Origin of the sequence: Cytobacillus oceanisediminis, assembly GCF_007830235.1 — a bacterium.
Lineage (GTDB): Bacteria > Bacillota > Bacilli > Bacillales > Cytobacillaceae > Cytobacillus > Cytobacillus oceanisediminis.
On sequence record NZ_VLKI01000019.1, the window covers coordinates 22,183 to 45,499 of the forward strand.

Consider the following 23,317-nt stretch of genomic DNA (forward strand, 5'->3'; position numbering starts at 1 on the left):
GGCGGCTTCCTTTTAATGATTGAATCATGTCCTCATTGTTAAAAACCGCCAGTTTTCATCAAAAAAGTCGACTCTTTTGCAAGAATCAGCCTCCATTCTATCTTTCACATGCAAAATTATCTTTATCTCGATCATGTTTTGAGTCATAAGCAGGATGTGTCGATGGAACTCCATTCGGATACACTTTTCTCAACTCTGTGCAATTTTTGTAAGACTCTGATTGATTTTCCGATGACCATGAAGCACTGTTGTTGGACGAGCTGCTATCGGCTTCTGAGCCGCTTGAGGTATTGCCAGTTCCAGAACCTGACGATGAACCAGCCGCACTGCTGCTCCCCGAATAGTCCAAATCCCCCCTGGTTGTTCCTTCATTTCCAAACGCCCAGAGACCTTTATTAGCTTCCCTTGCTTCCCTGCCAAACTTTCTGAAGTATTCGCTGTATTTTACATCCGGATTATAGGTTGATGGTTCAGCGTACCCGTTAAGCACTAATTGGGCGTTGAACATTTTAGAACGTATTTCGCTTTCGTCCATATCATCTGAAGGGATTTCAAGCCAAATGAGTCTTAGCAGACGGCCATATCGGTCTGTATCAGAAACGTCCTTTTGCATCCAAACTTTCTTCCCCGTTAACTTGGATGAGGTAAATTGGCTGGCTTCCTTGCCGTATTCTTCAACTTTTGTTGTCGATTCCGGCGTGTTAATCCCAATTAGCCGCACTTTTCTTCCATCGGATGTTTCAACCGTGTCTCCATCAACTACTCTCCCAACAGTCACTAACTCAAGACCCAAGCTGGCAGCATTCTGTTCTTCTTCCTGTTGCAGCCTCTCTGATTCTTCTTGCTTTTCTTTTTCTGCTTTCTCAGCTTCTATTCTTGCTTTCTCCTCGGCCTGTTCTTTTGCTTCCTCTTCTTTCGCCTTCTCTTCAGCAAGCTTTTCTTCCTCTGCTTGCATTTTTTCATCGGCTTCCCGCCGCTCTTCTTTAGCCATTTCTTCCTGTTCAGAAGTGCCCTCAATGTCCTGATCTTTTGCAGTTTCAGTGGTCTCAGAAAATGCAACAGCCAAAATTAGTGAGAGGACAATTCCTGCAGCCATTACCCAGCCGGATTGTTTAAAATTGGTTTTATATCTGCGGTACTGATTGTTTAAAAACAATCCAATAAAAAAGACAACCAGCCCGATTAACGCTGCTGGAATGATGATTCCTAATAACAGCATAAATAATATAATAATAGTGAAAAAAACTCCTCTAAGAACCTTCAATCTTTTAATTCTCTCCCTTTTAAAAAATTCCTTATCAAGTATGCCATAAAACAGCCAATCACTGTTAACCAATTTTTCACCGCAAATCAAATAACACCAACTCCGTTAAGAATTGGTGCTACCAATTATATTATATAGGGTTATTGCTTTTTCCCAAAAATTTGTTCCTGCAGCCTTCGCCCGGTCGGAGTTGCAGCTAAACCGCCTTCTGCTGTTTCCCTCAACGCAGATGGCATAGTTTGGCCGATTTGGAACATGGCATTTATGACTTCGTCGCAAGGAATACGGCTCGTGATTCCCGCAAGTGCCATATCGGCTGCAGTCATAGCGTTGGAAGCACCCATGGCATTTCGTTTCACACAGGGAACCTCTACAAGTCCAGCAACTGGGTCACAAACCAGACCCAGCATATTTTTCAGTGTAATCGCCATCGCTTGCGCTGCCTGGCTTGGTGTTCCTCCTGCCATTTCCACGATGGAAGCAGCCGCCATACCGCTTGCAGATCCAACTTCAGCCTGGCATCCGCCAGCCGCCCCGGAAATGGAAGCATTGTTTGCAACCACAAAGCCGAAGGCCGCTGAAGTGAATAGGAATTCGATCATTTCCATGCGAGTTGGATTTAAAACTTCCTTTACCGCGAACAATGTACCTGGCACAACTCCGGCAGATCCGGCTGTTGGGGTAGCGCAGATCGTTCCCATTGCAGCATTCACTTCATTGGTCGCGACCGCTTTGCTGACAGCATCAAGTAAAATATTGCCTGATAATGCTTTGCCGCTTTTAATGTATTTTTGAAGAAGAACAGCATCTCCTCCTGTCAATCCGGTTACAGACGTCACTCCGTTCAGGCCGCGCTCGACTGCCTGTTCCATTACTGTCAGGTTACGGTCCATCTTTTCGATAATTTCCTCACGAGTCCGACCGGTAACTTCTATTTCCTGCTGAATCATTATTTCAGCAATTTTAACCTCTTTATTTTCAGCGAGCTCCACAAGCTCAGCAACATTTCTAAACAACATTAGTTTTTCCCTCCTGGTGCACTGCGTCTTATCCTATTAGTCAACCATTCTAATAATTTGCGTAATATTTGGAAGCCCTTCTAGCTCAGCCATCACTTCTTCGTCAATCTTCTGGTCCACTTCAATGACCATGATCGCCATTTTTCCTTTTTCTTTGCGGGAAACTTCCATATGCCCAATGTTGATTCGGTGTTTTGATAAAATATTTGTAACAGCGGAGATTACGCCGAACTGATCGTTATGGACGACTAAAATAGCAGGATGCTCACCTGTCAATTTAAGTTCAAATGAGTTTAGCTCTGTAATTTCAATCGTTCCGCCGCCAATGGATATACCGACAAGTTCCAAGTCACGTTCTCCCTCTGACAGCTTGATGCGTACAGTATTCGGATGGTCTGTAACCGTATCTTCCACTGTAAAAATTACTTCTATACCTGCTTCTTCTGCTAATTTTAGTGCAAAAGGGATGCGCTCATCAAAAGTATCAAAATCAAGAATCCCGCCGACAATGGCCACATCTGTGCCATGCCCTTTATAAGTCTTCGCGAAAGACCCGTATAAAGAAATCTCTGCTTTGGCTGGCTGCTTTCCAAAAAGAGTCCGGGCAACCCGGCCGATTCGTGCAGCTCCAGCTGTATGTGAACTTGAAGGTCCAATCATAACCGGACCGATGATATCGAATGCAGATCTGTATTTCATTTTGTATGCCCCTTTACTCTAATGGTCGTTATTTATCTTTTTAGCGGCAAAAGAAAATTGTAACACAAAGGTTCTAGATTTAAATACATTTTCTCACTATGTTTATACTGGTTATAGTCAGCAAGGAAAGGATTGTCTTATTTATGTTCGATAGCTGCTTCGGGATGGAGCTCATTAATGGTTCTGATTTTCTGCAAATAATTATAAATCGTAAATTTAGATACCCCCAGGACAGAGGCTACATAGTCTGTTGCCCCCTTAATCAGGAATGTCCCTTTATCTTCAAGCTGGCGTACACACTCAACCTTTTCATCAAGTGTCATGAGCGAAGGCGCCTTTTTAAATCCTTGAAGCACTTGCTCGACCATCTCGTGGATAACGTCCTGGACAGAGTTGTAGAAGTTTTCGGATTTGGAATGGCTGTCATCAAAGCCGATGAACTCCTCAATTTCACCGCTAAATTGCATTAGCAAACTTATATCGTAATTTAGGCACAGTGCGCCAATTACCTTATTTTCATCATCACGAAGAAAAATCGTGGATGATTTCATGACATTTCCCTTTTTTGATTGAGTTTTATAATTCGCTATATCGTTTACATCATTATCATGTTTGGCTAATTCATTTAACACGAGATCAGTAATGGGAGAACCGATTTTCCGGTCTGTTACATTCCCGGCAATATGAATAAGCGATTTTTTTAAGTCGCTGAAATCGTGGACGGCCACTTCACAGCGGGAACCAAACATTTTTACAAGCATATCAGCAGTCCGGATCGCCAAGTCGAATACAGGCTTACGGCATTCCTTCAATTCCTGTCACTTCCTTTTGTAATCGCTTTCATTAATATACTACTCTATATTTCTCAATAATTGAATCATAACATAAAAAATAAATTAATTAAAATAAAATTTTAATAACTACAAAAAAATTGTAACCAAAAAGGCAATCTTCTAATATAAAGCAAATTGCCTCCCGTTAATTTTTCTATTTTCCAAAGTAATAAAACAAATAAACAAATGCCACAGCCTCAAAGGCTGTGGCATTGTTTTTTAAACATTTTTTAAAACCAGGTATAACCTGTTTACACGCTCGCTCTTTTCTTCTTGGGATGCAAGGTCGAACTTTTTTAATAGATGAAAAACTTCATTTAATAGATCCTGGGTATGTTCTTCCTGGAAGAAGGACTGGAATAATGGTTTCATATCCTCTGGCAGAAATTCTGCCTGCTGTTCATATTTTTTCTGTACGTCTTCTTGTGAATGATCTAACTTACATTCGCTCATTGATATCCCTCCTGAATTTCAAACTGTTCTCTTTGTATTTTACTATGTTAGGGCACATTATTCTAATTTACCTTCCTCTACCCTAATTAAAACCTGAAGCTTCTGCATAGATTCTTCAATTTTTTCGAATATAATAGAAGTAATTGATCTGAAATGAGTGAGTCCTTTGAAAAATCTTTCCTTAAAATTGGGGTTATTGTTTTTCCTGATCCTTTTCGGGCTTGAAACCTTTACGTTTTTCTTTTTACATAGCACACTTGTTGAATCTCGTGTAGAAGAAGAACTGATTGCTCTCCAGACAAGGGGGAATTCTCATCGTGCAATCCTTGAAAGACATTTTGAAAACGACACCATTTCCCATGTAGCCTTAATGGAGTCTGAAGCAAATACAGATGTGGTAATTACAAATATCAATAAGGACATTCTTGGTTCATCTGTAAAAAGCTCCATCATTCAAGAATATATTGATAGGCCCAATCCTTCAGTTCCCAGAGAAGGGCAAACGATCGGTGATAATTGGAGGGATGAGGATTATATTTCTACCGTAAGCCCCATTGAACAGAAAGGCCAGCTTATCGGCTATGTTTATATGTTTCAGGATACAGCATGGATTCAATCCCTCATTTCCCGTTTAAATGAGCAGTTTTTGCTTGCAGGGTTCATTGCTGTTATCTTTACCATTACAATCATTATTTTTCTATCAAAAGCACTAGCAAAGCCTTTAATAAAAATGAAAGAAGCAACCTCGCAAATCAGCAAGGGGGATTTTTCTGTTTCCCTTCCTAAAACAGGGGATGATGAACTTGGGGATTTGGCACAATCGATACAGTTATTAGCCAATGATTTAAGTTACTTAAAAGAGGAACGCAGCGAGTTTTTATCCAGCATTTCACATGAACTTCGCACTCCTCTCACCTACATTAAAGGTTATGCGGATATCGTCCAAAAACGAAATCTTACTGCAGAGGAAAGAAATCAATATTTAACGATTATCCTGGAAGAAACAAACCGCCTTTCAGATATGGTTAAAAACCTATTTGATTTGGCGAAAATTGATAAAAATTCTTTTGATATTCACAAAACACCAATTGATCTCCATGATTTCATGAGAAAAATCGAAGCAAAATTCACTCCTGCCTTTATGGATAAAAAGATGATACTTGAAGTAAATTGCCCGGAAGCTATCCAATTAAATGCTGATGCATCCAGACTGGAACAAATCATTTTTAATCTTTTGGATAACAGCATTAAATATTCTTCACCGGATGGTAAAACAGCTATTACTGTAAGCAGGCACAATAAGAATATCATTATTAGGATAAAAGATAACGGAAAAGGAATTCCTGAACATGAACTGCCTTATATTTTTAATCGCTTCTACAGAGTGGATAAATCACGCACAAGAGCCCTTGGGGGAACGGGGCTCGGCCTAGCCATTGTAAAAGAACTTATCCATGCTCATGGAGGGACCATTACTGTAAAAAGCAAAGAAAATATAGGAACTGAATTTGATATGGTTTTTAAGGGAGACGATGGATGATGAAAACAATACTGCTGGTTGATGATGAAACAAGAATGCTTGATTTGATTTCTTTATATTTAACACCGCGCGGATACAATTGCATTAAATCAACGTCAGGCGCAGATGCTTTGCTTTATCTGGATTCCCATACTGCAGATCTCATTCTTCTGGATGTGATGATGCCTGAAATGGATGGCTGGACAGTATGCCGGGAGATCAAGAAATTTTGGGATATTCCAATCATTATGCTGACTGCCAAAAGCGAGAAACCTGATATTGTCAAAGGCCTCAACATTGGAGCAGATGATTACATTTTGAAACCGTTTGATGAAGAGGAATTGGTCGCAAGAATTGAAGCGGTTCTTAGAAGAAGGAAATCAGACGGAAAAACGTTAACCTTTAAGGGATTAGTATTAAAAGAGGATTCATTTGAACTGCTTTTTAAAAACAAAGAAATCCTTTTAACCCCAAAAGAATTTTCTATGCTTAAGCTTTTTCTCGCTAACCCCAACAAAGTTTTCTCAAGAGAGCATTTGATTGGTTCCGTTTGGGGATATGGTGTATCCATTGAAGATCGCACTATCGATTCACATGTCCGCAATTTACGTGAAAAACTGCGGAAAGCCGGTTTCCCGGCTGATGATTATCTACTGACTGTCTGGGGAGTCGGCTACAAATGGACTGGAAAGGAATAATGAATGTTTTCTGATATTCTTTTATGGATTTCCGGACAGCCTTTATTTGCAGCACTTTTTAGTATTATGATGAATGTAGGGGTCGCCATTACAGGGGTTCTCCCAAGTGCCTTTATAACGGTCGGCACTATTGCCGTATTTGACTTGAACTGGGGCTTATTCATTTTAATTATTGGAGAAGCTGCTGGAGCGGTCGTAAGCTTCGTTCTATACCGTAAAGGGATCTCCAGGCTATTCTCTATTTTTCCGAAGATCAAAAATAAGGATAACAAATTTTTGCTTAAACTTAAAAATGCTGAAGGTACTACTGCCTTTTTTATCGTTATTTTACTAAGAATCTTGCCCTTCGTTCCATCTGGAGCAGTAACGCTGACTGCAGCCTTTAGCAAAATGGGTTTGCTTTCATTCAGCCTGGCCAGCACATTTGGGAAGATTCCCGCTTTAATTATTGAGGCATACACAATCTCGGAAGCACTTAAATTAAAAACAGAATTTCAAATCGGCATTATTCTATTCGTTTCGGTTTTCTTTTTGCTTTATTTGATATGGAAAAGAAGAGTTAATTAAAGGACAGTTTAGCTGTTCTTTTTATTTTGTTTTTTTGACACATCCATCCTCAAATTAATATGTTGTCATGATGACAAGCCGTGCAATGATAAACATAGAAAGAGTGTGAATTTTGGTATTAGGGGGATTAATATGATACTCAAAGCGATCGATTTAAGCCTTATGGCCGAGCATTTGAACATTCATAAAGCCGTTATAGAAAAATTAAAGCTCTTTTTCTGTACAGTTGATGATCCCGAATTGCGCCAGGTCCTATATGAACAAATAGTCATTATGGATAATCATGTAAGGGTCATGATTAACCTGATGGATCCGCAAATCAACGAAAATATTACTGTAGAAGCATTAACAGACGTGAAGCCAGTTCCTATTGACTGCAAATCCCCCGTTAATCAGCTAACAGAACAAAATATTGCTATTGAAGGACGCCACACTGCCAGATCCATGGCACTTGATAACTTTACTTCTGCTTTGGCTATGAAAGCTGAAAACATAAAAAACATTCATGTTCAAATGTCACTGCAGCAGGTCAGGCTGCAGGATAAATATTCCCATATTATAAAGAAAAAGGGCTGGGTGCATGTACCTGACGTCTCACGGGAAGAACAGATTGAGGCTATGAAAGCTTTTAAAAAGAAATATTCTAAATAAATCCCATTAAAAAACAGCATCTTTTCTCTATCCAAGAAGAGTGTTGATGCTGTTTCCTTTTCCATTTATATTATCTTTGTTTCTGAACGTAAATTTTCAATTCCATACCTTTTCACAAATTTATGGAAAGCTTCTCTTTTCTTGCCGTTTTGCTGATATATTTCTATTAATGTATCAATGGCTGAATATAGCTGGTCAGGATTCAGGCTTTCCATTAAGAGAGTCCCGGCTTCGGCATCCTTGCCTTTTGCTTTGCCTCCAACATATAAATCATATGTTTCTTTCACCTTCATGATTCCAATATCATTCATAAGGGGTTCCCCGCAGCCAACCGGACAGCCAGTATAGGCAGGCTTTAGTGTAAAGGGAACAGGTCTGCCTGAAATTCTCTTATTTATTTCCTTCGCGGTTGGCATTCCCTCTTCTTCTGCCCCCTTGCAAAAATTGCAGGTTCTCAAGCTTTTTACATAGCTCCCAACCGGGTAACAATTCAGCCCGGTTTCTTCAAACTCTTTAATGATTTCCTTCTTCCTGTCAGCATCGATTTCAATGTAGAGCTGCTGAAATGTCGTTAGCTCCAGCTCGTCATTTTCGTCCATATATTTCGCCAAAACCATAAGCTGTTTCGCCGACAGCTTGGCACCAAAGCCAATGCCGCCGTTAACGGCAAGTTTTACTTTTTCTTTTGTATCGCTCATAAAAACACCCCTTTATCCAAGTCATAAACAACGAAAACGTTCATCAACCCTATTATACAATACCCCGCTATAGTATAGAAAGAATTATATCGATTTTTTCCAGGTATTTAAAAAGAGCTTACACCCTAGTAGTATAAGCTCTTATAACCTTCAATTTTTATGTTTACTCAGCTGGGGACAGCTCATTTTCTGTTACCCACATATGATTTTTAACTTCTTCCCCATCTGTTGTAGTAAAATCAACCATATAGACGGTCATTTCCTCCACAGAATCAATTTCAGCTGTTGCACCTTCCATGCCCTCCATATGGCTTGCATTTACTCTAACCTCGTCCCCTTCTGCAAATGGCTCCTCACCGGCATCCGCTATTTCTTGATGGACTACCCATTTATGATTTTCTACTCTTTCTCCGCCAGTGGTTGGAGTATAGGAAATAGTATACACCGCTGTATCATAAGCACCAACGATCGTTGCCTCAGCGCCCTCCATTCCTTCCATATGTCCATGTGTAATGATCGCTTTACTGCCGACTTCATATTTGGGATTTTCCGCTTCTTTTAATCCCTCAGGAGCCTCTCCGGAGCCAGAATGGTCCATGCCGCTATGGCCTCCAGAATGTTCATTGTTTTCTTCAGTAGATGTGTTTTTCTCTGCAGTTTCTGCCGGACCAGCTTCCTCACCATTGCCGCTGCACGCTGACAATGAAATCGCAGTAATGAAAGAAACAAATCCCAAAGTCAACTTTTTACTTATAAACATAATCCATAACCTCCTATAGAATTTAAGATATTATTACAGGAAAATGTGCAGAAAGTAAGGAGAAAGGTATTAATGAAAGTACAAGGTTATCTTCCCGGTTTTGACATTATTTAAGTCATAAAAATAAATTGAGTTCCTGCTAACTAACTCATTCATTTATTTTGTTCCGCTTATTTCACCTTCACCTACAACTGAATACCATGTATTTCCTTTATCGTTGCTTCTATATTTATTAAGTTGGTCTGTGGAAAAGCAAGCTCACCTTTATTTTTATGGTTGATCGCTATAAACGTAATATAGCCATCAACATTTTTAGGCATTTTATATTTTGTTGTTTTGTTATTTGTTAATTCTAGTTCTAATATATTTTTGCTGCCTTTATTTGCTGTTACATTGTAATCAGACAATAGGGTTTTAAGGAATAATATTTGCAGAAATTTTCAATTTCCACTTACTTCTTCCTATAACTTTTAAGATCCAGAATCAAATTTTGCAAAAAATAAGGACTGAAACGGCTTCAAAAAATGTATAACAATAGCTAACTGATTAAGAAGTATATTAGACTGCAAATTTTCTTCATACTTTTGTCGTAATATACTCATAGATAATTCGCGTAAATTTAAATCTCTAACTCAATAATTAGATTTGTATTTTTTGCTTATATAAAGGAGGCGTGTACTTTGTATATTAAGAAGTTAACAAAAAGTGGCCAAATATCCCTTCCTGCAGAACTGTATAAACAGGCAGGTTTCAAGGATGGAGAATATGTGACGATATATAAAGAAGCTAACCAACTTGTTATTAGCTCTCATCATACAGATGACTATTTAAATAAATGTATTTTTAGAAATGGGAGGCTTTCTATCCCTATGGAACTCAGAAAAATGTTAAATATAAATGCTACCACTTTTCTAATGATACAATCCGCTAAAGAAAATAAATCACTGATAATTAAAATAGTGGTCCAGCAGGAAAATCATTTGCTCCAACAGAACTCATATTGAATTAAAGCAATATTGTCACGGTTAACTTTGACAATGAATGATCTATCTGACAAATAAGATATTTGCTTTTTACTGGGTGCAATCAATTTATAAACGCTTTTTAAGCCTTTCACACGCACTCCAGTTTTCCTTTAACTTTTTTTTTCTTTACTCAATTCATAGACTCCAATAAGTAATGGTATCCAAAATACCAAGAACAAACATCAACAAACCGGTTGCTTTTTGAACTATATTACCTAGCCTTCTTCCCTTTTTCTTCAGTAATCTCCCCCCCAGCCCCAAGTACCATATTAGGAAGATTGCAATAATAAGAGGCAGTGAGGTTCCGACAGCAAAGATGGCAGGAAGGATTGTCCCATAGCTGACGGCCATAGCCATAGGCATGAGCGTAATAAAAAACAAAACGAACATCGTTGGACAAAAACCAACCGTGAAGCTTACACCCATGAGAAACGCCCCTAAATTTCCTTTTTTTTGAAGTCTATCTGGTATACTTCCCAATGTAATTGTTTTGTGAAATTTGATTAGTCCAAGAAAGAATAGTCCAATTATTATAAACATAGGGCCAACTATTTTCCTAAACCATGGAAAGTAAGCAGTGAGAGATGTTTTGATTTCAACACCCAGGATCCAAACTAAAATGCCAAGTCCTGAGAAAACTGCTATTTTGCCTAAAATAAAGAAAAAGACCTCTTTCCAGGCAGTTTTCTTTTGAATAGATTGGTTTCCATAATATGCAATAGCACCTAGATTTCCTGTAAATTGGCACGGTGCCAACGCCCCTACAATCCCTAATACAAACGCAGATAGAATGGGAATTCCTCTCATATCAAGTCCTATATTGATAAAAGGCTGGCTCATGAAATTACTGATTTGGCTAAAAAATTCATACATTCATTAACTTCTCCTTTTTCTCCATTGCTGTGAGTTTTATAAAAATCTTCTATATAGGCAGTTCATCAGACCTTTCTTTCATGATAACGATTAATTTTGCATTTTCAATGAAGAAATAGTAAAAGCTCACCTTTTTTATACAAGGTGAGCCTAAAAAACATTATTCATAGTTTAAAAACCAAGCTGCGCCAGACATCTCATTACGGGTGTCTAGCTGTTATTTTTGATTTAAGAAGCCATTTTTCTGCATTCTTCTGCACATTTAAAGCAAGCTTCAGCACATTTTTGGCAGTGTTCGTGATCATGTTTTTTACATTCATTCCCGCATGCTTCGCATATATCTGCACAAAGATTACAAACCTGTTTTACAAAAGGGCTATTGGACTGCATGGATTTTGCAGCAAATGCACATATATCTGCACATTCCCGATCCATTCTAATACAATCTGCCATCATTTTTAAATCTTCTTCCTGAAAACAAGCATCGTAACAAACATTGCACGCTTCCATACATTCCAAGCAAGCTTTTATACAATCTTCATAGGACTGATTATACATTGATCATCCCTCCGTATAGTTTGTCTTCACATTCATACTACCCCGGTTGTTTTTATTTAAACTGCATAAAAATATATGATTCAGGTTTTCAATACTAAGGCTTTGTCTTTATTTTCATTAAGAACTCGAGCTTGATAAATTTGGAATGCTGATTTAATCTTTTTTCCTTCTAAGGTTAGATTTAAAATAAACCCCTTAAATTTAAATTGGTCTTCCCCCATTCCGCTAATTTGTACCTTATAAATAATTTAAATATAAAAGTTAATCATCAAAAAAGAGATATAGAAACAGAAAAAACGGACAGGAATCTATAGATTCACTGCCCGAAGCGATTTGTTTTTTAAAATACCTTTTTCTTAGCAAAGTTTAATAATTGTTTACACAAGCCGACATATTTTCTTTGGTTGTCTGCGGATGGCATTCAGATTCTGCCTCCGGTGCTTTTTCGAGAGCCATCCATTTTCCTCTTTTGAACTGAATAACCAGAACAATTGCCCGGAATGCTATGTCAGCCCCTATTGCAATCCAGACACCGGCCAAGCCCCAGCCTAGCATGATGCCCAATACATATACAAGGACTGTTCGAACTGCCCACATACCAACTGCTGTCAGGTACATTGGAAATTTTGTATTGTTTGCACCTTGAAAAGCTCCCGTCAATACCATCAAAACAGCTAAAAATGGCTGAAAAGCACCCGATATTTTTAGCGCAGTCCCAATATTGCCGATTACCTCCCTGTCTTCTGTAAAAAAGCTTCCTGCCCAATCACCGAGGAAGAAAAGCATAGCTCCAAGAATAGTCATTGATGCCAATGTTAATACAGTTGTAAGCTTTGCATAGATTTTCGCCTCTTCCAGGTTGCCCGCACCGATTTGCTGACCTACAAGAATTGTCGCTGCAGTTGCAAATCCATAACCTATCATGTAAGAAAAGACTTCAATATTACCTGCAATTTGATGAGCGGCAAAGGCATTTGTTCCTAACGCCACAACGAATCCGAAATAGACAATTTGGCCAGCCCGCATGACTAATCGTTCACCTGCTGCTGGTGCCCCGAGCGCAGTTAGCTCCATTAAATGAACCTTATCCAGCTTCCAATAGTCCTTACGGAAAGCTAAAACCTTTGAGCGATTCAGATAGAATAAAAGCGCAGCACTGCCAATAACCCGCGAGAATACAGTAGCAAGGGCAGCTCCTACAATTCCCATTTCCGGAATAAGTAAAAAGCCGAAAATCAGCACGTAATCCAGCACAGCGTTAACAATATTAATAACAATGCTTACTTTCATCGGTGTTTTTGTATCTCCTGCCCCTCTAAGAATGGCACTTAAAACAAACATTAGGGACATAAAGATGGAAGGAATTCCGACAATCCTAAAATAAAGGGAACCAGCTTCTAAAACATCAGCTTCAATTCCCATCAGCTTTAACAATGGTTCTGCAAAAAACAAAGTGGCAATACCAGTAAGCAAACCAAATAACAGCGCTAGGACAATAGCTTGCTGGGATATATGCCTGGCCTTTTCCGTAAGATTCGCTCCAAGAAAGTTAGCGATTCTTACGTTTGCTGCAACCCCTATTGCCATAAAAAGCGCGAAATAAATGGCAAGAACTGCATTTGTAACACCTACAGCCGATACCTCAGCAAGTCCAAGTTTTGAAACAAAATAGGTGTCTACAAAACCAAGAATTGTTTGAAAAAAGTTTTCGATAACAGCCGGTATGGCCAAAACGGTAATTATTTTTAACCTATCTTTATTGGATTGAACATTGCTCAATTTGGCTTCTACTGCTTCTTCTTTCAACTTTTTCCCTCCATTTCTGTGAAGGATGTAAATTAATAAAATAAGACACACTGTTTTTAGTGTGCCTTATTTTTATATAGGGTATTTATATTATTTACTGTTCTTGAATATTTAACATTCCATTACCTTATTATGTCTCCTTAGGATCCCTAATAAGTATTTTTCTCAATTTCTCAGTTGCTCTAATAGAGTTTTAAATTAAAAAATCATTCCATCTGTGATACTAAATGAGAAGTAATAATACCCATATTTACTGCAGACAGAAGCACATGTCATCAATCCTTTCCATATACAATTATTATTTCAGCTCCCTATTTCCGTACCCCGCAAATTTACAAATAAACTCCACAAAAAATGCATATTTACTCAAACAAATGGTTATCAGTTGCTATTAAAAACAAGGCTCTGTTAAAGCTTATTGTTGTTTTTTAGCACCCTGTTGATTGGAGCGGAAGGCACGAGACTCCTGCGGGAGTGCGGATCAAAGGGAGACCCCGCAGGAGCAAAGCGACGAGGAGGCTCCCGGACCGCCCGCGGAAAGGGAGTGCCTGCAGCGGAAATCAACAGGCAAATTTAACAGAGCCAAAAACAAAAGAAGGCTATCATTTATTAATACGTAAACGGGTATAAGAATACGTAATTTCTTGCCGCCTTTTTAGAAAGAATAAAAACATGATTGGGAACGATGGCGGTATGGCCCATCCTTTCCATGCCCACGGAGCCCAATTCCAAATCCTCGACAGAGATGGAAATCCTCCTCCTCCCAATGAACAGGGATGGAAAGACACAGTCCTTGTATATCCCGGGGAAAAAGTAAGAGCCATTGCCACTTTTGAACGCAGGGGATTATTCATGTATCACTGCCATATTTTAGAACATGAAGAAGCAGGAATGATGGGACAGTTTAATGTTAAAGATTAAGAAAAACGAAATGGGTAGCCCCCATTCCGTTTTTTACTTAGGATTTCCTGCCTCTACAATAAGGTCCCAGTTGCTGCCGCTATCTTTTGTATAATAAATATTCCCGTTAAATGAGACAAAAGTCATCTCCTTCTCATTCTGCGGGTTTTGGGCAAAATACATAACTGCATCCTCTTCCATTTTAGGCAATGGGATCTCCGTTTCTGATCCATCAGACAGTGAATGCTTTACCAGTTTGGCAGTTCCATCGTAAGTCCCATATATGAGGCTGTCGTTTGTAAAAAATACTGACGTGCCTTGTCCGCTATCTGTGATCTTTTCAAAGTTTTCTCCTTTATCTTTTGAAAGATAAATGCCCTGCTGTCCAGCAGCAGCCAGGTAATCCACTTTTTGAGGCTGTACGGCAACGCTGATTAAAACATCCTTAAGGCCATTGGCTTGAACTTCTTGCCATGAGTTGGCATTATCTTCACTTAGATAAAATTTCTCCGTTTTCATTATCGAGTTTTTATGTGGGTTCATGACAAAGATCGCCTGATTTTCATATCCAACTCCCATAACATGGAAGTCTGTTTCCCCTTCAAGAGCGATTTTATCAAGTGTTTGTCCATTATCCGTACTTGTTTTGATACCTAAAGGATTAGGGAGATTGGAATCCTGCCCTGGGTGCCCGCTTGTATAAAATCCAGCCTTTGTTGCATTGAATCCCATATAGTCATTATTTTGTTCTTTTGTTTTATACCATTTGCCGTTTTCATATACTTTTAAGCCATCATGGGCGGCAAAGAAAGGTGCTCCTTGATTGCCCGCATAGCCAAGCCCATGAATATGATCGATTTTCCCATCAAACGGTTCAAAAAAATCATGGTTAGCTATGATCTCTTTATTGTCATCTGTATTTTGGCTCTCTGTTTGCTCATTCTGCTCCTCGACTGCAGTTTCTTCTTCCGTAACTTTCGGTTCTTCGTTTTGGCCGCACGCGCTTAATCCCAATGTAAGTCCAGCAGCAATGATCCATAATTTCTTCAACTTTCTCACTCCAACATTCTATTTTTCAGCTTTTGTGTCTTATAAGTGTCTAAAATAACAGCTTACTAATGGAAAATCAAGGAGAATAGCCACTTTACAAGCTTAAAAGCTGTAATCTAAGTAGAGGTTACTAAAAACTTATGCAAAAAGTGTGCACGTAAAATGATAAATCAACGAAAATGTAAATATATCAACGATTTTTTCTATATATCAACGAAAACTGGTGTTTTATCAACGAAAAATCCAATATATCAACGAATCAGAAAATCAGACTTTTATTTCAAAGGCTCTGTCAAACTTGCCTGTTGATTCCGCTCCAGGCACTCAGCGAACTCGGACGGTCCGACGCTTCTCAGCGTTAACGCCTGCGGTGTCTCCCTTTGACACGCGTGTCACGCAGCACTTTGAATAAGCATCCTTGAATAAACACCGCACGAAGGAAATGCGGATGCATTTCCGAGGATCTCATTCCTTCCGCTCCAATCAAGAGGGTGCCAAAATCAACAATGAGCTTTAACATAGCCATTTAAAAAATAAAATAAAGAGCGGAGATTCATCTCTCCGCTCTCACTTTTATTTCTGTAAGCCTGGCCCATTTCGTTCTTCTTTATATGGCTCTTCTTTCTTCACATACGAGAATTCATTTCGATTGACTGGTACAAACCCTTCTGGCTGGTAGAAGCGCAGCAAGTCTTTGTAGACAATGTTATCTGACATTTCGAGCTCTTTTTTCGCCTGGTCTGATAGTGGTGCACATGCGCTTGCTTCAGCAATTTCACCTGTTTCAGTGTAATAGCATGTTTCTTCCACTTGTGTTAATTCAGGTGAAATGAAATCTCCATTTCGAAAAGGCACGACTTCGCGATGCTTTTCAGATAGTAGGTCTGAACCCATTTCTAAATAATCCTTGGTATCGATACCGAGCAAGTGAAGTAATGTTGGGCGCACATCCACCTGCCCGCCAAAATTATGGTTTACTCCACCATCAACTCCAGGTACATGAATAAAAACCGGCACCCTCTGTAGCTGTGCATATTCAAAAGGAGTAATTTCTTTTCCAATGACCTCTGCCATCGCCTCATTATGATTTTCAGATATTCCGTAGTGATCACCATACATGACAACAACTGTATTATCATATAAGCCAGATTCTTTTAAGTCGTTAAAGAATTGCTCAAGAGCCTGATCCATATAGTTGGCTGACTGGAAATAATGATTGACAACATTATTATCTGTTTCAGCTGCAGGAAACTCTGTATCCCACTCATCCATTTTAAACGGGAAGTGATTCGAAAGTGTAATAAATTTTGTATAGAATGGCTGCGGCAAGCTTGACAGCAGCGGCATGGATTCCTTGAAAAACGGCTTATCTTTCAGGCCATAATTTTTCGTATTTTCATCGCTCATATTGTAGTACTCAGCATCAAAAAATTTGTCATACCCCATTGTTTTATACATTTCGTTCCGATTCCAGAAGGTTTTGTAGTTTCCATGGAAGGAAGCGGATGTATAACCCCGGGATTTTAAGATGGCAGGTGTACCATGAAAAGTATTTTGCGCTTTCGTTACGTAAACCGCACCCTGTGACATCGGATATAAGGAAGTATCCATTATGAATTCCGCATCAGATGTCTTTCCCTGGCCAGTCTGGTTAATGATGTTATCAAAATAAAACGTTTTTTCATCATGGGCAAGGGAGTTTAAGAATGGCGTGACTTCTTTTCCATTTAGTTTGTAGTCAATGATAAAGGTCTGAAGTGACTCCATGGAAACGAAAATAACGTTCATACCTTCCGCTTCTCCAAAAAATTCAGGATTTGGCGCAGCATACTTGGCTTTCACGTAGTTTTCCACTTCGGTTACATCATTATTATCCGCCAGCGCTCTCTGGCTCGCTGATTTGGCATTTTGGACAATATCGTAGACGGTAAAGTTATAGGCACCAAGATATTTAACTAAATAATTACGGTCAAATGAGCGGGTCAGCAGTTCCGGACGATCACTTTCAGCAATATCGAGATTGATGAAAAAAACAATGATTCCAGCTGCGATTACAGCCAGAGCAGGTTTTCTGCTAACTTTCCTTCCAGGTTTGTACCATTTCCTTACTGCAAGAAAAATCAGCAAAAGGGTATCGGTAAAATAAAGGATATCTAATGGAGACATTAACGAAAGAGCACTGTCCCCAAGCTGTCCGCCATTCACTTTTGCCTGCATTAAGACTGGCACGGTAATAAAGTCGTTAAAGAATCGGTAATAAACAACATTGGCATACAGCAAAAAGGATAAAAAGAAGTTTAAGCCAATTAACATCCCGGACTGGATCTTTCCTTTAAAAAACAAAGCAAATCCAAGGAATACAAGAGTAGAACTTAATGGATTCAGAAACAGCAAAAACCTTTGGACATCATTATTAATTCCCAAATTAAATTCAATTCGATAGGCAATATACGTTTTTAGCCAAAACAGAACTACAGCCAGAAAGAATACAGCCAGACTGCTTTTCGCCAGCTTTTTAGGCGATTTTAAAAGCTTTCTCATAATGTTTCACCTCTTAAATAGTAAACATGCGAAAAACTTAGCGGCAGCTAAGTTTTTTTATTTTTAAGTAAAATATGTAAAGCTTACATTAATTATTGGTGAATGAATGTAAAATAATATAGCACAGTTTCAGCCTAATGAAAACAAAAATACCCGCTATATCTTTCGCCTTTTTCTTGCAAAATCCTACAAACATAGAATCTCGCCACAAATATTTTACTTTAAACGAATTGATTCCAATGGTAAAATGAATTTTCCTTTCATAATATTACTTCTTTGCGAGTAATGATTTTAAAAGGGCACAAGCTAAAATTAATTACAAATGATTGGAGAATCATCATGAAAGAGCGCTTTTTATTTTTTACTGTAGGTCTTCTTATCCTTACGATGGGAGTTGCCTTAATTATTAAGTCGAATCTTGGTGCTTCAGCATGGGATGCATTAGCTGTCGGTGAATCTCAGATGTTCAACTTAACGGTTGGTACCTTTGTGTTTATAAATGGAATTGTACTGATTTTTCTTAATGCTTTTTTAATGAAGAAAAAGCCTGAAGTGCTTGCAGCGATTTCAATCCTGATTATTGGGGCTCTTATCGACTTTTGGCTTCTGATTATCTTTAAGGATTTATCTCCGGCTACACTGGCAGGACAATCCTTTGCCTTATTATTTGGCATAATGGCAATGGGGGTCGGTGTTGCGATCTATTTGCAGGCAAAATTCCCGGCAAGCCCGATGGATACACTGATGGTTGCCATCCACACCCGTTTTGGTTTAAACCTGAGGAACTCTCGCATTATCAGTGAAAGTTTCGCCCTCCTGCTTGCCTTTTTATTTAGAGGAGCTATTGGCATTGGAACCATTGTAGTGACACTGACACTTGGATTGGTTGTGCAATTCTTTTATCCGAGATTTGAAAAGATGCTTGAAAAAATACAGGCACCTAAAAAGCCGATTATTACTGAATAAAAAAAACAGCCTGATTTTGTTCGACAGGCTGTTTTTTATTTTTTTGACTCTGTTAATCTTGCCTATTGATTTCCGCTTAAGAAACTCAGCGAACAGAGGGCGGTCCGACGCTCCTCGGCGTAAAAGCATGCGGGGTCTCCCAATGACTCGCGTTTCCCGCTGGAGTCTCGTGCCTTCCTCTCCAATCAACATGTGCCAAAATCAACAATGAGCTTTAACATAGCCATTTTTTTAATACCATAAAATCTTTCCACTCTTCTGGCAGCAGAGCCTGATACTTAGTGTGCAAATACCGGTCATCAATTAAGACAATCATTCCTGTATCGTTTTCAGCTCGAATCAGTCTTCCTCCTGCCTGCAGGACTTTATTCATTCCAGGGTAAGTGTATGCATAGTCATACCCATTCTTTTTATGCTGAAGAAAATAATTTTTCATAATATCTCGTTCCAATCCGATCTGGGGAAGTCCAACTCCAACCACAAGCACCCCATTCAGCCTGTCTCCTTGCAGGTCAACGCCTTCCGAAAAAATTCCGCCCATAACCGCGAAACCAAGCAGTGTTTCTGCAGCATTTGGTTTAAATGTTTCGAGGAAAGCTTCCCTTTCCCCTTCTTCCATTCCTGTCCTCTGTATGATGGTCCTAATATGCAAATCCTCATCCAGAAATCGTCGATATACTTCTTCCATATACTGATAGGATGGAAAGAAAATAAGGTAATTGCCTTTCTTGCCTTTTAGCCTATCCTTAATTGTTTTAATAATGGGTTCAATAGACTCCCCACGATCATGAAACCTTGTTGATAGAGGTTGAATGTAAACATCAGTCTGTTCTTTTGAGAAGGGAGATGGAATAGATAATGTGTAGTCATCCTTAGAAAAACCAAGCATGTCTTTAAAATAGTTTAACGGCTTTAGAGTAGCCGAAAAAAAGATAGTCGACTTAAATCCTTTCACTGCCTGCTGCAAAAGATATGAAGGATCCAGGCAGAACAATTTGATTCGGATATCATTCCGTTGGTCTTGAAAATAAGTAACAAATCTTTCATCATAAAGCTGGCTGATCCGAATAAAGCTTTGGACAGCAAAGTATGTATCCAGTAATTCGTCTTCAGCTTCATGCTTATTAAGGAATAGATATTTTTCAGCACATGCTGCAAATTCTTGGAGCTCTGGAAGGAGCTCATCCGGATAATCCTTTTCTACAATTGCCTTGGGTTCACCGCACTTTTTTTTCAGCGCAATAAATACTTGATTCGCCCGCTTAGCACTTTGTTGAATACCCTCGTCCCTCCCTTTAAAGCTCCTGCTCAACTGCAAAAAGGAAGACTTATCCAATGAAGATGAATACATCTCTCTTGCACGGTCGACCAGATTATGTGCTTCATCTACCAGGAGAACGGTTTTCTTTTTTTCTTCTTCAATGAAGCGCTTAAGAGACACCCTGGGGTCAAAAACATAATTATAATCACCAATAATGGCGTCCCCTGCATAAGCTGCATCCAATGAGAATTCAAAGGGACATACTCTATGCTTTAGCGCATATTTTTCAATTACTTTTCTATCCATCAAGTTTTCATTTGCCAGAAGGTCGAGAATAGCACCATTTATCCGATCATAATATCCATTGGCAAATTCACAGTACTCCTTTTGGCAATTGGTTTCTTCCTTAAAGCATATTTTGTCCTTTGCGGTAATGGTTACCGTTTTATGATTCAATCCGCTTTGTTCCAACAATTTTATAGCTTCTTCAGCAGCCTGGCGGGTGATTGTTTTTGCCGTTAAATAAAAGATTCGCTGGATTTCTCCTTCCCCAATGGCTTTTATAGCTGGAAAAAGAGCCGAAATGGTTTTTCCAATTCCGGTAGGAGCGTTGGCATACAAGCTTTTTCCTTCGGCAATGGTTTTATAGACTGCACCCGCGAACTTCCTTTGGCCTTCGCGATAGTTAGGAAAAGGAAAGCCCAAATCGCGGATGCTTTTCATCATATCCTTTTTGTGCATCATTCTCATTTCTGCGTAAGGAGTGTAAGCTTCCAATAGTTCCTGTATAAAATGTTCTAATTTTTCAAAGGAAAAACTTTGCCTAAATTTCTTCTCTTCATTTGTATCACTTTGGACATAAGTCAACTGGACGGTCATCTTTTTTAAATGATGATCCCTGGCATACATAAAAGCATAGCACTTTGCCTGAGCCCAATGTACAGGATATGTATCCTCGTTTATGTCTGTTATTGAACGGGAAACTGACTTAATTTCGTCTATTATTCGTTCATTGTTTCTGAGGAGCAGTCCATCGCAGCGACCTTCCAGAGTAAATTCCAGATTTCCATAAAATAGGTCGGCGAGAAAATGCACTTCCTTTTGATCGTCTTCTCCATACCGTTTCTGAATGCGCTGATGTAACCTGGTTCCCTCCGAAAGGGATACTGCAGAGCGAAAGCCTGTTTCAATGCTGCCGCTTCTATACACATATTCAACTAGCGACCTAACAGATAGTTTCACTTTATCTTGCATCGATTCGGCTCCTTATATTAAATAATGACCTCATTATAGCACATATGTTCTACATAAGATATTATTTGCAAAATGCGGAAATGACGATTTACACTTTAATAGAGTAGAACTTAAAAAGGGTGTGAGAGGTATTGTTCAAATTAGAGCAATAGCGAACAAATGTTGAAAAAAATTACACTTTGGACGATGTCTGTATGTGCTGTTTTATTCCTCGGTGTACTAGCCTATTTAGCTTCAATGGATATGATTTCTGACAAAGTAATGGCTGAAGTGGCTGGGAGCATTACTGAAGGTGATATTGAGATGCTTTCGAATGACCCTTCCGTGAAAGAGTTAATTGGTAGTCATTCAGAGGCAATTTCTACTGTGGATTTAAAAGAGACCTCTTTGCCAATCACTACAAAAGAGGAAGCTGTTAAAAAGATTTCTCAAGACTTCTCCGTAAAGGAAATCCGCCAGGTAGCTTCGAAAGTAAAAGGCGGCCTGACCCCTGAAGAACAAAATGAAATATATGCTCTTTTGAGTGATAGGTTAACAGAAGAAGAACTAACTGCTTTAAAAATTATTGCCATACAAGAAATGCAGAAATAACCAAATGTTGGCTGGGGTTTGATAATTCCTACTAAAGAACTGTTTATTATTTATTCGGAAAATTTGGGCTATTAGACCAAGCAAGATTGGTTCCTCCTCATAAATTATTAGTGAAGGAGGGATCAATAATGTATCAATTGGCATTATTATATTTAGCTTGTATGCTGGCTGGTTATGGTTTGACAATGGTACCTGTTACTGCAGTTATTACTTCAGGTATTACTAGTTTTTTCACTATTGTCGGCGGCCTGGCCATGCTTGTATTCGGTCTAGCCATTCTTTATCTTGGCGTGAAGGCATTGATCGGAAGATAAGCTTCATTTGATTATGCATCGGCTAATGCCGATGCTTTTTCTTTTCTTTTTCTTTTTCTTCTTTAACTTCCTTTACTCAGCCACGAAAGGCACATTGCTTTTTAACAGTTCTGCCCAATGTTATAATGATTCAAAAAGTCATGGAGGATTATATTTTGCAATCTTTAAAAGACATCGGGCAAGAAGTAATAAATAAAAAGCTTGAAATAACGAAACAATTCAATGAGCTTCTAGAGGAAGGCTATGTAAAGCGTTTAAAAGCTTCACATAGCGATTTAGATGCAGTAAATGAATGGAGATCCAAGCTCATCGGTTTTTTGGGAGAAGCGATCATTGAGAGGAATCCAGAATCAGTGGAAGAGAAAGTCGCTGAATGGGCAAAGGTTACAGGCGAAGGAGCAGTTGAAAGCCAGCTTCCGTTGGATAAAGCCCTAAAAACGATTAGCGTATACCGTTCTCTAACTTGGAAGGTGATTAAAGAATATTTAAAATCTCATTCTGTTGATCCAATGGAGCTAATCGGGGTATCAGATATTATTGATCCTATTCTAGATAACGCAGCATCCATATTTAGCGCTTCCTACGTAAAAGACCATAAACGCTCTTTGGATTTAGCGAAAGAAGCGATTCAGGAACTATCCGTACCTGTTATTGCACTAACCAAGGACGTAGCAATTTTGCCGTTAATTGGCGAGCTCGATACATACCGTTCGAAGGTTTTGATTGAAAAGTCATTGCAAAAATGCTCAGAGCTAAAGGTTAATACGCTGATTATTGATATGTCGGGCGTTGCGATTATCGATACAATGGTTGGACACGAAATTTTCCAGGTCGTAAAGGCATTAAATTTAATTGGTGTTAAAGCTATTCTAACAGGTCTTAGGCCGGAAATTGCCCAATCAGTCGTTCAATTGGGTGTAAGTTTCGCAAATATCCAGGTGATGAGCAATCTTCAAGCCGTTATTTCACAAATGTCCAAAGAAAATAGCATTTAAAGAAAGCCAGGCAGCACTCATT

The 23,317-nt window shown here is 38.9% G+C and carries 22 protein-coding genes and 1 pseudogene; 10 read left to right on the forward strand and 13 right to left on the reverse strand.

The window, feature by feature from the left end:
- Window positions 1-97: 97 nt before the first annotated feature.
- The 5 genes from IQ19_RS22015 to IQ19_RS22035 all read right to left on the reverse strand — a co-directional run bounded on the left by IQ19_RS22015 (window position 98) and on the right by IQ19_RS22035 (window position 4,268).
- Entirely contained in the window at window positions 98-1,264 is a 1,167-nt protein-coding gene (locus tag IQ19_RS22015; protein WP_242021088.1) for a thermonuclease family protein, read from the reverse strand.
- A gap of 140 nt (window positions 1,265-1,404) precedes the next feature.
- Window positions 1,405-2,280, reverse strand: coding sequence for an L-serine ammonia-lyase, iron-sulfur-dependent, subunit alpha (gene sdaAA, locus IQ19_RS22020; RefSeq protein ID WP_144545260.1), 876 nt, complete (start codon window positions 2,278-2,280; stop codon window positions 1,405-1,407).
- 39 nt (window positions 2,281-2,319) lie between these two features.
- Window positions 2,320-2,982, reverse strand: a complete 663-nt coding sequence (gene sdaAB, locus IQ19_RS22025) for an L-serine ammonia-lyase, iron-sulfur-dependent subunit beta (protein ID WP_144545138.1) — start codon at window positions 2,980-2,982, stop codon at window positions 2,320-2,322.
- 137 nt (window positions 2,983-3,119) lie between these two features.
- Window positions 3,120-3,794 (reverse strand): helix-turn-helix transcriptional regulator, encoded by a 675-nt coding sequence (locus tag IQ19_RS22030; RefSeq protein WP_144545140.1) that lies wholly within the window; start codon window positions 3,792-3,794, stop codon window positions 3,120-3,122.
- A gap of 240 nt (window positions 3,795-4,034) precedes the next feature.
- Entirely contained in the window at window positions 4,035-4,268 is a 234-nt protein-coding gene (locus tag IQ19_RS22035; RefSeq protein WP_144545143.1) for a group-specific protein, read from the reverse strand.
- 157 nt (window positions 4,269-4,425) lie between these two features.
- On the opposite strand from IQ19_RS22035, the gene IQ19_RS22040 reads away from it, so the two are divergent.
- From IQ19_RS22040 to IQ19_RS22055, 4 genes are all read left to right on the forward strand, one after another.
- The gene (locus IQ19_RS22040; protein ID WP_415802816.1) at window positions 4,426-5,808 is read left to right on the forward strand and encodes a sensor histidine kinase; all 1,383 of its coding nucleotides are present in this window, start codon (window positions 4,426-4,428) and stop codon (window positions 5,806-5,808) included.
- Window positions 5,808-6,485, forward strand: a complete 678-nt coding sequence (locus tag IQ19_RS22045) for a response regulator transcription factor (RefSeq protein ID WP_144545262.1) — start codon at window positions 5,808-5,810, stop codon at window positions 6,483-6,485. Before IQ19_RS22040 ends, IQ19_RS22045 begins: the two co-directional genes overlap by 1 nt.
- Before the next feature lie 3 nt (window positions 6,486-6,488).
- Window positions 6,489-7,052 carry a TVP38/TMEM64 family protein gene (locus IQ19_RS22050; RefSeq protein ID WP_144545147.1) on the forward strand — a complete coding sequence of 188 codons (564 nt, stop codon included), beginning with the start codon at window positions 6,489-6,491 and terminating at the stop codon, window positions 7,050-7,052.
- Window positions 7,053-7,184: 132 nt separating this feature from the next.
- Window positions 7,185-7,703 (forward strand): hypothetical protein, encoded by a 519-nt coding sequence (locus IQ19_RS22055; protein WP_144545150.1) that lies wholly within the window; start codon window positions 7,185-7,187, stop codon window positions 7,701-7,703.
- 65 nt (window positions 7,704-7,768) lie between these two features.
- Here IQ19_RS22055 and IQ19_RS22060 read toward each other — a convergent pair whose 3' ends face one another.
- A complete protein-coding gene (locus tag IQ19_RS22060; RefSeq protein WP_144545152.1) occupies window positions 7,769-8,401 on the reverse strand; it encodes an NAD(P)/FAD-dependent oxidoreductase in 633 nt (210 codons plus the stop codon).
- 163 nt (window positions 8,402-8,564) lie between these two features.
- Window positions 8,565-9,161: a YdhK family protein gene (locus tag IQ19_RS22065; protein ID WP_144545154.1), complete on the reverse strand. Its 597-nt coding sequence runs from the start codon at window positions 9,159-9,161 to the stop codon at window positions 8,565-8,567.
- Between the two features lie 680 nt (window positions 9,162-9,841).
- Between IQ19_RS22065 and IQ19_RS22070 the strand changes: the two genes are divergently transcribed.
- A complete protein-coding gene (locus IQ19_RS22070; RefSeq protein WP_144545156.1) occupies window positions 9,842-10,165 on the forward strand; it encodes an AbrB/MazE/SpoVT family DNA-binding domain-containing protein in 324 nt (107 codons plus the stop codon).
- Window positions 10,166-10,321: 156 nt separating this feature from the next.
- Here IQ19_RS22070 and IQ19_RS22075 read toward each other — a convergent pair whose 3' ends face one another.
- The 3 genes from IQ19_RS22075 to IQ19_RS22085 form a co-directional block, all read right to left on the reverse strand.
- A complete protein-coding gene (locus IQ19_RS22075) occupies window positions 10,322-11,059 on the reverse strand; it encodes an urease accessory protein UreH domain-containing protein (protein WP_144545158.1) in 738 nt (245 codons plus the stop codon).
- 228 nt (window positions 11,060-11,287) lie between these two features.
- Entirely contained in the window at window positions 11,288-11,617 is a 330-nt protein-coding gene (locus IQ19_RS22080; RefSeq protein ID WP_144545160.1) for a four-helix bundle copper-binding protein, read from the reverse strand.
- A 366-nt stretch (window positions 11,618-11,983) separates the two neighbouring features.
- Complete coding sequence (locus IQ19_RS22085; protein WP_144545162.1) at window positions 11,984-13,423, reverse strand: MATE family efflux transporter; 1,440 nt, start codon at window positions 13,421-13,423, stop codon at window positions 11,984-11,986.
- Window positions 13,424-14,110: 687 nt separating this feature from the next.
- Here IQ19_RS22085 and IQ19_RS22095 point away from each other — a divergent pair.
- Window positions 14,111-14,344: pseudogene (locus IQ19_RS22095) on the forward strand (multicopper oxidase domain-containing protein); the annotation flags it as partial.
- Window positions 14,345-14,377: 33 nt separating this feature from the next.
- Here the strand turns inward: IQ19_RS22095 and IQ19_RS22100 are convergent.
- Together IQ19_RS22100 and ltaS are read right to left on the reverse strand one after the other, a co-directional pair.
- Window positions 14,378-15,373 carry a F510_1955 family glycosylhydrolase gene (locus tag IQ19_RS22100; protein WP_415802820.1) on the reverse strand — a complete coding sequence of 332 codons (996 nt, stop codon included), beginning with the start codon at window positions 15,371-15,373 and terminating at the stop codon, window positions 14,378-14,380.
- 573 nt (window positions 15,374-15,946) lie between these two features.
- Window positions 15,947-17,914 (reverse strand): lipoteichoic acid synthase, encoded by a 1,968-nt coding sequence (ltaS, locus tag IQ19_RS22105; RefSeq protein WP_144545166.1) that lies wholly within the window; start codon window positions 17,912-17,914, stop codon window positions 15,947-15,949.
- A gap of 285 nt (window positions 17,915-18,199) precedes the next feature.
- Between ltaS and IQ19_RS22110 the strand changes: the two genes are divergently transcribed.
- Window positions 18,200-18,880 carry a YczE/YyaS/YitT family protein gene (locus tag IQ19_RS22110; protein ID WP_242021089.1) on the forward strand — a complete coding sequence of 227 codons (681 nt, stop codon included), beginning with the start codon at window positions 18,200-18,202 and terminating at the stop codon, window positions 18,878-18,880.
- A gap of 214 nt (window positions 18,881-19,094) precedes the next feature.
- Here IQ19_RS22110 and IQ19_RS22115 read toward each other — a convergent pair whose 3' ends face one another.
- Window positions 19,095-21,395: an ATP-dependent DNA helicase gene (locus tag IQ19_RS22115; protein ID WP_144545169.1), complete on the reverse strand. Its 2,301-nt coding sequence runs from the start codon at window positions 21,393-21,395 to the stop codon at window positions 19,095-19,097.
- 159 nt (window positions 21,396-21,554) lie between these two features.
- On the opposite strand from IQ19_RS22115, the gene IQ19_RS22120 reads away from it, so the two are divergent.
- From IQ19_RS22120 to IQ19_RS22130, 3 genes are all read left to right on the forward strand, one after another.
- Complete coding sequence (locus IQ19_RS22120) at window positions 21,555-21,986, forward strand: hypothetical protein (protein ID WP_242021090.1); 432 nt, start codon at window positions 21,555-21,557, stop codon at window positions 21,984-21,986.
- 128 nt (window positions 21,987-22,114) lie between these two features.
- On the forward strand, window positions 22,115-22,300 hold the full coding sequence (locus IQ19_RS22125) for a hypothetical protein (RefSeq protein ID WP_144545171.1): 186 nt from the start codon (window positions 22,115-22,117) through the stop codon (window positions 22,298-22,300).
- Between the two features lie 155 nt (window positions 22,301-22,455).
- Window positions 22,456-23,295, forward strand: coding sequence for an STAS domain-containing protein (locus IQ19_RS22130; RefSeq protein WP_158638881.1), 840 nt, complete (start codon window positions 22,456-22,458; stop codon window positions 23,293-23,295).
- Window positions 23,296-23,317 lie beyond the last annotated feature (22 nt).

Coding starts and splice junctions, on each gene's coding strand:
- sdaAB (WP_144545138.1), bottom strand. CDS start 2,982: ATGAAATACAGATCTGCATTCGATATCATCGGTCCGGTTATGATTGGA.
- IQ19_RS22035 (WP_144545143.1), bottom strand. CDS start 4,268: ATGAGCGAATGTAAGTTAGATCATTCACAAGAAGACGTACAGAAAAAA.
- IQ19_RS22045 (WP_144545262.1), top strand. CDS start 5,808: ATGAAAACAATACTGCTGGTTGATGATGAAACAAGAATGCTTGATTTG.
- IQ19_RS22050 (WP_144545147.1), top strand. CDS start 6,489: ATGTTTTCTGATATTCTTTTATGGATTTCCGGACAGCCTTTATTTGCA.
- IQ19_RS22055 (WP_144545150.1), top strand. CDS start 7,185: ATGATACTCAAAGCGATCGATTTAAGCCTTATGGCCGAGCATTTGAAC.
- IQ19_RS22060 (WP_144545152.1), bottom strand. CDS start 8,401: ATGAGCGATACAAAAGAAAAAGTAAAACTTGCCGTTAACGGCGGCATT.
- IQ19_RS22065 (WP_144545154.1), bottom strand. CDS start 9,161: ATGTTTATAAGTAAAAAGTTGACTTTGGGATTTGTTTCTTTCATTACT.
- IQ19_RS22075 (WP_144545158.1), bottom strand. CDS start 11,059: ATGTATGAATTTTTTAGCCAAATCAGTAATTTCATGAGCCAGCCTTTT.
- IQ19_RS22080 (WP_144545160.1), bottom strand. CDS start 11,617: ATGTATAATCAGTCCTATGAAGATTGTATAAAAGCTTGCTTGGAATGT.
- ltaS (WP_144545166.1), bottom strand. CDS start 17,914: ATGAGAAAGCTTTTAAAATCGCCTAAAAAGCTGGCGAAAAGCAGTCTG.
- IQ19_RS22110 (WP_242021089.1), top strand. CDS start 18,200: ATGATTTTAAAAGGGCACAAGCTAAAATTAATTACAAATGATTGGAGA.
- IQ19_RS22115 (WP_144545169.1), bottom strand. CDS start 21,395: ATGCAAGATAAAGTGAAACTATCTGTTAGGTCGCTAGTTGAATATGTG.
- IQ19_RS22120 (WP_242021090.1), top strand. CDS start 21,555: ATGTTGAAAAAAATTACACTTTGGACGATGTCTGTATGTGCTGTTTTA.
- IQ19_RS22125 (WP_144545171.1), top strand. CDS start 22,115: ATGTATCAATTGGCATTATTATATTTAGCTTGTATGCTGGCTGGTTAT.